Annotated in this window: 9 protein-coding genes and 3 pseudogenes; 5 read left to right on the forward strand and 7 right to left on the reverse strand. The window is 57.7% G+C overall.

The features are described from left to right. The 3 genes and pseudogenes from L3X40_RS22595 to L3X40_RS19740 form a co-directional block, all read right to left on the reverse strand. Window positions 1-77: pseudogene (locus L3X40_RS22595) on the reverse strand (Tn3 family transposase); the annotation flags it as partial. Window positions 78-394: 317 nt separating this feature from the next. Beyond that, a pseudogene (locus L3X40_RS19735) lies at window positions 395-592 on the reverse strand (transposase zinc-binding domain-containing protein); the annotation flags it as partial. Between the two features lie 9 nt (window positions 593-601). After that, the gene (locus L3X40_RS19740; RefSeq protein ID WP_237367111.1) at window positions 602-1471 is read right to left on the reverse strand and encodes a tyrosine-type recombinase/integrase; all 870 of its coding nucleotides are present in this window, start codon (window positions 1469-1471) and stop codon (window positions 602-604) included. A gap of 780 nt (window positions 1472-2251) precedes the next feature. On the opposite strand from L3X40_RS19740, the gene L3X40_RS19745 reads away from it, so the two are divergent. Beyond that, window positions 2252-3313, forward strand: a complete 1062-nt coding sequence (locus L3X40_RS19745; RefSeq protein ID WP_237367112.1) for a sigma-54 interaction domain-containing protein — start codon at window positions 2252-2254, stop codon at window positions 3311-3313. Between the two features lie 217 nt (window positions 3314-3530). Further along, the gene (gene clpS, locus L3X40_RS19750) at window positions 3531-3893 is read left to right on the forward strand and encodes an ATP-dependent Clp protease adapter ClpS (RefSeq protein ID WP_445177218.1); all 363 of its coding nucleotides are present in this window, start codon (window positions 3531-3533) and stop codon (window positions 3891-3893) included. A 195-nt stretch (window positions 3894-4088) separates the two neighbouring features. Here clpS and L3X40_RS19755 read toward each other — a convergent pair. From L3X40_RS19755 to galE, 3 genes and pseudogenes are all read right to left on the reverse strand, one after another. Next, window positions 4089-4223: pseudogene (locus L3X40_RS19755) on the reverse strand (HAD family phosphatase); the annotation flags it as partial. 7 nt (window positions 4224-4230) lie between these two features. After that, entirely contained in the window at window positions 4231-4356 is a 126-nt protein-coding gene (gene ykgO, locus L3X40_RS19760; RefSeq protein ID WP_003046794.1) for a type B 50S ribosomal protein L36, read from the reverse strand. A 73-nt stretch (window positions 4357-4429) separates the two neighbouring features. Further along, the gene (gene galE, locus L3X40_RS19765; protein WP_237367113.1) at window positions 4430-5437 is read right to left on the reverse strand and encodes a UDP-glucose 4-epimerase GalE; all 1008 of its coding nucleotides are present in this window, start codon (window positions 5435-5437) and stop codon (window positions 4430-4432) included. A gap of 155 nt (window positions 5438-5592) precedes the next feature. Here galE and L3X40_RS19770 point away from each other — a divergent pair, with 155 nt between their 5' ends. The 3 genes from L3X40_RS19770 (at window position 5593) to gpmA (ending at window position 8284) form a co-directional block, all read left to right on the forward strand. Next, the gene (locus L3X40_RS19770; protein ID WP_237367114.1) at window positions 5593-6183 is read left to right on the forward strand and encodes a DUF4136 domain-containing protein; all 591 of its coding nucleotides are present in this window, start codon (window positions 5593-5595) and stop codon (window positions 6181-6183) included. Further along, window positions 6180-7298: a M14 family metallopeptidase gene (locus tag L3X40_RS19775; RefSeq protein ID WP_237367115.1), complete on the forward strand. Its 1119-nt coding sequence runs from the start codon at window positions 6180-6182 to the stop codon at window positions 7296-7298. Before L3X40_RS19770 ends, L3X40_RS19775 begins: the two co-directional genes overlap by 4 nt. A 299-nt stretch (window positions 7299-7597) precedes the next feature. Further along, window positions 7598-8284, forward strand: a complete 687-nt coding sequence (gene gpmA / locus L3X40_RS19780) for a 2,3-diphosphoglycerate-dependent phosphoglycerate mutase (protein ID WP_237367116.1) — start codon at window positions 7598-7600, stop codon at window positions 8282-8284. Here the strand turns inward: gpmA and L3X40_RS19785 are convergent. Next, the gene (locus tag L3X40_RS19785) at window positions 8266-8886 is read right to left on the reverse strand and encodes a GGDEF domain-containing protein (protein ID WP_237367117.1); all 621 of its coding nucleotides are present in this window, start codon (window positions 8884-8886) and stop codon (window positions 8266-8268) included. The two genes, gpmA and L3X40_RS19785, sit on opposite strands and share 19 nt — an antisense overlap. Window positions 8887-9024: the final 138 nt, after the last annotated feature.

A 9024-nucleotide genomic window follows, 5' to 3' on the forward strand; every position in this document is an offset into this window, starting at 1 on the left:
CAGTCGAGCATGAAGATCGAGCGTTCGAGGCGGCCAAGCTCGCGCAGCGCGAGGGCTAGTCCGTTCTGTCGCGGATAGCGCCTCTACCTGTTCGCGGGAGAGCCCCGCGTCGATGACGCAGATATCAACTGCATTCGACTCAGGAAATTGCCGAATGGAAGCGATCAGCTCTTGAAGAAGTGGGTAATAGTTGGCGTCGCAGCCCGTAACAATGGTCGTCTTCATAATTGCCTGTTCTTGTTATTATGTTTGACGAAGAATAGAAAAAAATGGCCGCTAAGCCATTTATATTATTGCATTTTACGTAATGTCCCGTGCTTTTGTGCACAGGTGCACATTTCTAAAGCCGGATATTGGCGCGCCCGGCAAAAGCCGAAATGGGTTCTAGGGCTATACGGCAGGAGTTGTAGGCAATGCGGCTGTGCGCGCAATCTTCGCAGGACTCGACATGACCGCCAAGCGCGGCGGTCCGGCACAGCTCGATCGCCGCCAGGACACGGCGCTCCACCCGGCCGAGATGACCGTCATGGGTGGAGCGATAGACAGGACCGTGGCGGCGGAAGACATCCGCCACCTCCAATGCGGGCCGCATGGCGCCGCCTCAGGCCGGTGGCACCACTTCGAGGCGGAGGCGATCGAGCGGACTCTGCGTGCTTGCGATCGTCGTCGTCGCGACATGGGTATAGCGCGCCGTCGTCGACAGGCTGTTGTGCCCGAGCAAAACCTGGATGATCCGGATATCCACCCCACTCTCGAGCAGATGGGTGGCGAAGCTGTGGCGCAGCGTGTGCACGCTCACCTTCTTGGTCAATCCTGCCGCCTTGGTTGCGGAACGGCAAGCAGCATGCAGCACCTGCACGTCGATCGGCTTGTCGCCGCGTCCGGGAAACAACCAGTCCGCAGGCCGCACCAGGCGCCAGTAGGTCCGCAAAATGCCGAGCAGTTGCGGTGACAGCATGACCGTGCGGTCCTTGGCGCCCTTGCCATGACGGACCTGGATCACCATCCGCTTGCTGTCGATATCCGCGACCTTCAGGCTTACCGCCTCCGATGCGCGCAATCCCGCGGCATAGGCTGTGGTCAGCACGGTGCGCGCCTTCAGCGACGGCACGGCCTCAAGGAAGCGCACGACCTCGTCGGCGCTCAAGATCGCCGGCAACTTGCGTGGCGTGCGGGCATAGGCAATCCGCTCGGGAATCTCGGCCCGGTCAAGCGTCACGCCATAAAAGAAACGAAGCGCACAGACGGTCTGGTTGAGCGCAGGCCAAGAAATGCCCTGCGATACCAGATACACCTGAAAGGCGCGGACATCCTCCAACCCCAGCCGGTCCGGCGAACGGCCGAAATACCGACTGAACTTCGTCACGGCATGGAGGTAGGATCGCTGGGTGGCTGGCGACAGGTTACGAAGCGTCATGTCGTCGATCATGCGACGACGCAGCGGGCTCACCGCTGCCGGGGCGTCGGTCATGGGTTGGTCTCCTGATCAGAAGTGGGTCTCAGCAACCACAACTTCCCATCAGGAGGCTGCTCCTCCAAACACGCTCCTCTCCCGCGTCAGCGGGTTAGTTCAATCCTGAATGTCGATCCGTCCTAGAAAAGCCGCCGTTTTCCAAATCTCAACCTGGCACCAAAGCGCCTGAAATTCAATAGCTTGTTGTGTCTTTGGCAATGGTGATATGGCGATGCAATGATTTCTTAACCTGCGGCGATTAAGGTTAATTTCTGTAAAGGGGCCGTGTGATTGAGCTTTGCCGCTGGGGATCGGCGAAGCTCACACTAGGGCAGCATCAACCGCCACTTCGTGGCGCCCATAGAACCTTGCCGCGCTCTCACTGCACGCTCGCCTTGCCGTTGCCCGGTTCGTCCGCGATCGATCTGAGCACAGGCGCAACATGAACCAGCCAAAGAAGGGCTCAGGCAGGGTTGATCTATGGCAAATGGAGCAGCGATTGGTCTTTCTTTGTTAATCATTATCGCCTATTAATCAATAAGTTCGATGGAACCGAGGTATTGAGCTTCGCCGTTGTGGGGCGGCGAGGCTCCCTTGCATTTGTGATCGCATAGCCGGACAACCCCGCAGATGCGTTGAAGAGCGCCCCCGTGCGAAAGCGCTCATGATATTGTCGGCCGGATCGCGAGCGCTCGACCCCGAACGGGCACGGCGTTTTGAACAGCGATCAACGACAGCGCACGGGCAGCCATGGCCGCCCGTCAGGGCAAATTTCCAAGGATGCAAGCGCGCGAAAAGATGGCTGGAGCGATAAAAACAGACGCACAGGACGAGGCGTGGCTGGAAGGCGTCGTCATTGGCGATAGCGGGGCGATCTCCAGGGTCAGGGATCTGATATGGCAAGTTGCACGGACCGACGCTTCGGTGATGATCACCGGACCATCCGGCAGCGGCAAGGAAATCGTCGCAACGGCGATTCATCTTGCAAGCGCGCGGGCGCGCAACCACTTCATCGCGGTCAACTGCGGCGCCATTCCACGCGACCTACTTGAGTCCCAATTGTTCGGGCATGAAAAAGGCAGTTTCACCGGCGCGATCGCGCAACGCCGGGGACGGTTCGAAGACGCCCACGGGGGCTCGTTGTTTCTCGACGAAATTGGCGACATGCCTCCTGACATGCAGGTCAAGCTGCTGCGCGTCCTGGAGTCGCGGCAGATCGAGCGGGTCGGCGGTAGCTCCCCCATTCACATTGACACAAGGGTCATTTCAGCGACCCACCAGAATTTGGAGGAGCGAATCGACAAGGGGCAGTTCCGCGAGGATCTCTACTATCGACTCGCGGTATTCCCGATCCATTTGCCGCCCCTGCGCGATCGGCCGGAAGATGTGCCCGCGTTAATCCAGTTCTTTCTTGCAAAGATGGCCACCCCCGAAACCATCCTGAGCTTTACGCCCGGGGCGATGGCGCGTCTCATCACGCATGAATGGCTCGGCAATGTGCGTGAGCTGCGCAATGTGGTGGAACGGGCTATTATCCTGTTTCCCAACATGCAGATCGGCGCCGATCAGGTGGAAGCGCTCTTCCGCCGGCGCCACAGCAATGCGCCGACGACGGAGCTGATCCAGCAGTCACTACCAGCCATGCCTTCGGCTGACTTCTCCGCCGCGATCGGCGCTGATGGCATCGACCTGAAACAGCATCTCGCGGAGATCGAGAGGCGGTATATCGCCGCAGCGCTGACCCAGGCCGACGGCGTCATTGCCGATGCCGCGCGCCTGTTATCCATGCAACGCACAACGTTCATAGAAAAGATGAAAAGGCTCGACGTCCAAAAGGGGGACGGACTCAGTGAGGCTTGAGCGTCGCAAACCGCCGCGATGGAATGACTGGCGACCTAAAAGACATTGCGGAAATTCGCTAATGGGCTTTTGCGGGTTTGCCGAATGACTAGCCCTGCCTTGTCAACAAAACGGTCGTCTGGTTGACAGGCGACCGTTTTTTTTCGTTACTATAGGGCCGTTAACCCTGTCTTCCCCCTTGCCCTTGCCACGGACCATGCCATATCCTGCTGGACGCATGAACCAACTGAGCGACATATTAGCCGGCCCCGCCATGATGGCGACACGCAAGGGCGACGAGGATGGCAGCAATCTGGGCGTTGCCACCCGCACACGTACGCGCACCAAAAAGCCATCGCCCTACAAGGTGCTGATGCTGAACGACGATTATACGCCTATGGAATTCGTCGTCCTGGTTCTGCAGCGCTTTTTCAAGATGGATATGGAAGAGGCGACTCGCATCATGCTCCACGTGCATCAGCGCGGCGTGGGCGTATGCGGGGTATTCAGCTATGAAGTTGCTGAAACCAAGGTCAGTCAGGTCATGGACTTCGCGCGCGAGAATCAGCACCCCTTGCAGTGCACGTTGGAGAAGGCATAGAAAAACCAGACCCTCCGTTTCCGGCGACCTCGCAACAGCTTCATTGCGGGCGGAAAGGAGGGTTTGACGATGATCGAGCTTGTGGCCACGAAAAGCGGGCCATTGCCCATTGGCTGGGAATTTCTGCAATCTTGAATTGCCCGACGGGGATGGCAATCTCTATGAGATGAGCGAGAAAAGGCGCATCTTCTTTTGCCACTGCGGCGTCACGACATCGCGCAGAAACGCATCGAGCGCCTGCTTGTCATCGATCAGGCGCTCGTACAGGAACCGGGGGTTCCAATCATAGAGGACATTGCCGACGTCAAATATGACGGCGGTTATGCCCACCGCTCGTTCAGCCCTGGCGAGCCTTGAACCGGCGGTTGGTCTTGTTGATCACATAGGTGCGACCGCGGCGACGGATCACGCGGTTGTCGCGGTGACGGTCCTTGAGCGACTTCAGAGAATTGCGGATCTTCATGTCGAAACGCTTCCAATAGCTTTGGTTTGTCAGAAATTTGAACGCCGCCACCTATGGGGACAACCGCTGAAAGTCAAGCGTCTCCTCTGATTTCGCTCAATTTCCGCTCCCAGGCGACGGCATGGCTGACAATCCGGTCCAGATCGGCATGTTCAGGCTTCCAGGGAAAGCGCGCCATGATCGCCCGATTGTCGGAAATCAGCGAATCGGGATCGCCCGCGCGTCGGTCCCCCATCCGGCGTTCGATCGTCATGTTCGTCACCCGGTCAACCGCATCGAGCACCTCCAGCACCGAAAAGCCGCGACCATAGCCGCAGTTGAGAATATGATTTGTTGCAGGGTCGGCCATAAGGGCTTCGAGCGCCAGCACATGGGCGCGGGCAAGATCGGCAACATGAATATAATCGCGCACCCCAGTGCCGTCCGGCGTGTCATAATCGGTGCCGAACACGCTGACATGGCTTCGTTTGCCCAGGGCCGCTTCCACCGCGACCTTGATAAGATGCGTTGCACCTGCGGTCGATTGTCCCGTGCGAGCGAGCGGATCGGCACCCGCGACGTTGAAATAGCGGAGCGCACAGAAATTGAAGTCATGCGCGTTCGATACGTCCTGCAGCATGATTTCGGTCATCAGCTTCGACATTCCATAGGGATTGATTGGCTGCTTGGGCGCGTCTTCACTCACCGGGCTTTCTTCGGGAATGCCATAGGTTGCCGCCGTCGAAGAAAAGATAAAATGCCGCACATCGGTGCGTACCGCGCTTTCAATCAGCGCACGACTTTTGACGCTGTTATTATGATAATATTTCAGCGGGTTTTCGACCGATTCAGGGACGATGATCGACCCTGCGAAGTGCATGATCGCCCGCACGCCCTGATCGATGATCCACTTTTCAACCAGCGCCTGATCTTCAATATCGCCTTGGATAAAGGCGACATCGTCCGGTACGGCCCAACGAAAGCCGGTGGTCAGATTGTCGATGACGGCTACGCCATATCCCGCATCGCGCAGGGCAAGCACGGCATGGCTGCCGATATAACCCGCGCCGCCCGTCACTAAAATTACCGGCTTGTCCGTCATGCATAATCCTGTGGCTGTGGAATTGAATTAACGGACATTAGCGGTGGGCCAGGCGCAATGGAATCCCTGTTCATGCTATATGCAGCAATGCCATGCCTTATGCTTCTGATGCGCGAAGGCGGCATCCGGGCGGACACAAAGAGGGAGAATGTGCGATGCGCGTGAAAAAATGGACCGGTTTGCTGATCTTGCCGCTTGCATTGACGGGTTGTGCGACAGCGATTGCGCCGGTTGAAGTCACCCGTTTTCATATGGGCGAGCAGACAGGGCGTGGGACAATTGCGGTAGAACCGCTTGCCTTTGACGATGACACCAGCCTTGAGTTTCGCAGCTATGCCGCCGCCGTAGGGCGCGAGTTGCAGCGAATCGGCTTTACCGAACAGTCGGGAATGGGCAGCGAATATGTAGCGAGCCTTCACTATCGCCGCGGCGTTCGCGACAGACTGTCGGAAGGCCAATCGCCTGTCAGCGTCGGTGTGGGAGGGAGCACGGGCAGCTATGGCAGCGGCGTAGGACTGGGCATTGGCATCAACCTGTCGGGCAAGCCCAAGGCGATCGTGATGACCCATATCACTGTGCAGATCAAACGGCGCGCCGATGCGACCGTCATCTGGGAAGGCCGTGCACTGACCGAAGCGAAGGAGAATTCCCCCGCTGCTCAGCCGGGGCTGGCCGCATCCAAATTGGCTGAGGCATTGTTCAGGGACTTTCCCGGCGTGTCGGGTCGTACTATCACTGTGAAATGACCCTATCGATCAGTAGCGCCTTCGACGCAGGCAATATCTGCGTCCTGGAAATTTCCGGCAACCGCATCGATCTTGAGATCGTCAAGGACAAGGACAGCGATTTTTATCAGTGGTTCCATTTCCGCCTGTCAGGTGCGGCAGGTGAAGAGGTGGAACTTCGGATCGTGAATTGCGGGGGTGCGGCCTATCCCGACGGCTGGCCGGATTACAAGGCGCGCGTAAGCGAGGATCGCGAAAACTGGCTGATGGCTGACACCAGCTATGCCGATGGCGTGCTGACGATTCGTGTCGCGCCGGATAGCAATGCCATGTGGGTCGCCTATTTCGCACCCTATTCGATGGAGCGGCATCATGACCTTGTCGCCTATGCCGCCAACCAGCCGGGCGTAATGCAGCGTCAGCTTGGTTTGACCCTTGACGGTCAGCCGCTCGACCTTTTGACTATGGGCGATGGCGCAAAACAGGTGTGGCTCTATGCGCGTCAGCATCCGGGTGAATCCATGGCGGAATGGTGGATGGAAGGCGCTATCGAGCGCCTGACCGACATGGAGGACTCGGTTGCACGACTGCTTCGGCAGAAGGCGACATTTCACCTTGTCCCGAATATGAACCCGGACGGCAGCAGGCGGGGGCATTTGCGAACCAATGCCGCAGGCGTGAATTTGAACCGCGAATGGCACGACCCCAGCATGGAACGCAGCCCGGAAGTATATCTGGTCCGTGCGGCGATGGATGAAACCGGAGTTGATTTCGCCATGGATGTACATGGCGACGAAGCTATTCCCGCCGTCTTCATCGCAGGATTTGAGGGGATACCATCGCTCCGGGAAGGGCAACTGGCGCTCTATAATCGCTATCGGGATACTCTGGCTGCGCGGTCACCCGATTTCCAGACCGCCATCGGTTATCCTTCCGCACCGCCGGGGCGCTCCAATCTCTCCATGTCCACCGCGCAATTGGCCGAGCGCTATGGCGCGGTGTCGATGACACTGGAAATGCCGTTCAAGGATAATGACGCCTTGCCCGATCCGGATTTCGGTTGGTCGCCCGCCCGATCGATGCAATTGGCCCGCGATTGTCTCGCGGTATTGGCAGAGGTGATCGACGAGGTTTAAGTTCGTCCGAACTACTGCTCGATTGTGATCGAGGTAGTCCTTTGACAGATGGCGAAGCGCAACTGGTTCATGCATACCGAACCGCTTCACCGGACCGCCAGACTTTAATGAGCAAAATGATTGCGGTATTGGCTCTGTGAAACGCCCCCCCTCTCCCCGACGGGGAGAGGGCCGGGGTGAGGGGGAGCCATACCCTCACCCAACCCTCTCCCTCAAGGGAGAGGGCTTTTAGCGGAAGGCTTGCTCCGTCCGCTTCAATCCTTAATAGGGCGGGCGAACAGTTTATATGGAGAATGCCCATGCCCACCCTCGTCCTTATCCGCCATGGCCAATCCACCTGGAACCTGGAAAACCGCTTCACCGGCTGGTGGGACGTGGACATTACTGAAAAGGGTGCAGAAGAAGCGCGGGCGGCGGGCAGGCTGATGGCCGAAAAGGGGCTGGATTTCGATTGCTGCTTCACCTCGGTCCAGACCCGCGCCATCAAGACGCTGCATCTGGCGCTGGAGGAAATGGGGCGTCTATGGTTGCCGGTTGAAAAGGATTGGCGGCTGAATGAGCGGCATTATGGCGGACTGACTGGTCTCGACAAGGCGGAAACGGCGGCAAAGCATGGCGATGAACAGGTGCATATCTGGCGCCGCAGCTTTGACTTGCCGCCGCCGCCCCTATCCGCCGGTAGCCCCTTCGATCTGTCAAAGGACCGTCGCTATGCGGGTATCGCCATTCCCAATACCGAAAGCCTGAAGGACACGATCGCGCGGGTGTTGCCTTATTGGGAAAGCCGTATCGTGCCGGAGTTGAAGGCGGGCAGGCGAGTACTGATTTCCGCGCATGGCAATTCGCTGCGCGCATTGGTCAAGCATCTGTCGGGTATTTCCGATGCGGACATTCCCAGCCTTGAGATCCCCACAGGTCAGCCGATTGTTTATGAACTGAATGACGATCTGGCGGAAATCGAGCGCTATTATCTGTCGGAGCGCTGATCGCGCATCTTGCGCTTGTTCGCATACATATCGGCATCGGCGCGCGCGATAAGCGCTTCATCAGTGTCGCTTTCCAACATTACGGCCATGCCGAATGATGCGCCGAGTACCAGCAGGACGTCGCCATATTCGCAGGGGGCTTGAAGGATCGCTTGTTGCAATTGCGCGATTTTTGCCAAGGCTTCATGCTTGGTCAGTTCTTCGAGGATCAGCGCGAATTCATCGCCGCCGATGCGCGCGACGATGTCCGTTGTGCGAACATTGGCTGTCAATAATCCGGCAATATGAATAAGTGCATAGTCCCCGGCGTTATGACCATGCGTGTCATTAATTCGTTTCAGCCCATCGACATCAACAAACACCAGGATTGACCGCGTACCATAGCGTCCCAGCCGTTTCCGGTGATCATTGAGCGCGTTGATGAAGTAGCGACGATTATAAAGCGGCGTCAATGTGTCACGTTCGACTACCCGTTCCAGCTCACTGTTGGCGAGCCGCAAGGACATCAGTTCACGACGCATGGCCGTGACCTCAATTTCCAAATCCCGAATGCGTTCGGCATCAGTCAACGGTGCTGACGGATCAGCTTTCAACTTGTACACAATAGATTCCCCCCAAAATCAGCGGAGCCGTATCACTTAATAACCGATCTTGGTTAATTTATTTTTAGTGTCCCGCTTTTTGGAGGAAACCCCCCGACTTCAGTCGGGAAGAGGCTTCAGCCGTTGCCTCGGGGAATA

It is taken from the genome of Rhizorhapis sp. SPR117, assembly GCF_021742065.1.

Excerpts from the sequence above, each read along its gene's own strand:
- L3X40_RS19740 (WP_237367111.1), bottom strand. The coding sequence starts at position 1,471 with ATGACCGACGCCCCGGCAGCGGTGAGCCCGCTGCGTCGTCGCATGATC.
- L3X40_RS19745 (WP_237367112.1), top strand. The coding sequence starts at position 2,252 with ATGGCTGGAGCGATAAAAACAGACGCACAGGACGAGGCGTGGCTGGAA.
- clpS (WP_445177218.1), top strand. The coding sequence starts at position 3,531 with ATGAACCAACTGAGCGACATATTAGCCGGCCCCGCCATGATGGCGACA.
- ykgO (WP_003046794.1), bottom strand. The coding sequence starts at position 4,356 with ATGAAGATCCGCAATTCTCTGAAGTCGCTCAAGGACCGTCACCGCGAC.
- galE (WP_237367113.1), bottom strand. The coding sequence starts at position 5,437 with ATGACGGACAAGCCGGTAATTTTAGTGACGGGCGGCGCGGGTTATATC.
- L3X40_RS19770 (WP_237367114.1), top strand. The coding sequence starts at position 5,593 with ATGCGCGTGAAAAAATGGACCGGTTTGCTGATCTTGCCGCTTGCATTG.
- L3X40_RS19775 (WP_237367115.1), top strand. The coding sequence starts at position 6,180 with ATGACCCTATCGATCAGTAGCGCCTTCGACGCAGGCAATATCTGCGTC.
- gpmA (WP_237367116.1), top strand. The coding sequence starts at position 7,598 with ATGCCCACCCTCGTCCTTATCCGCCATGGCCAATCCACCTGGAACCTG.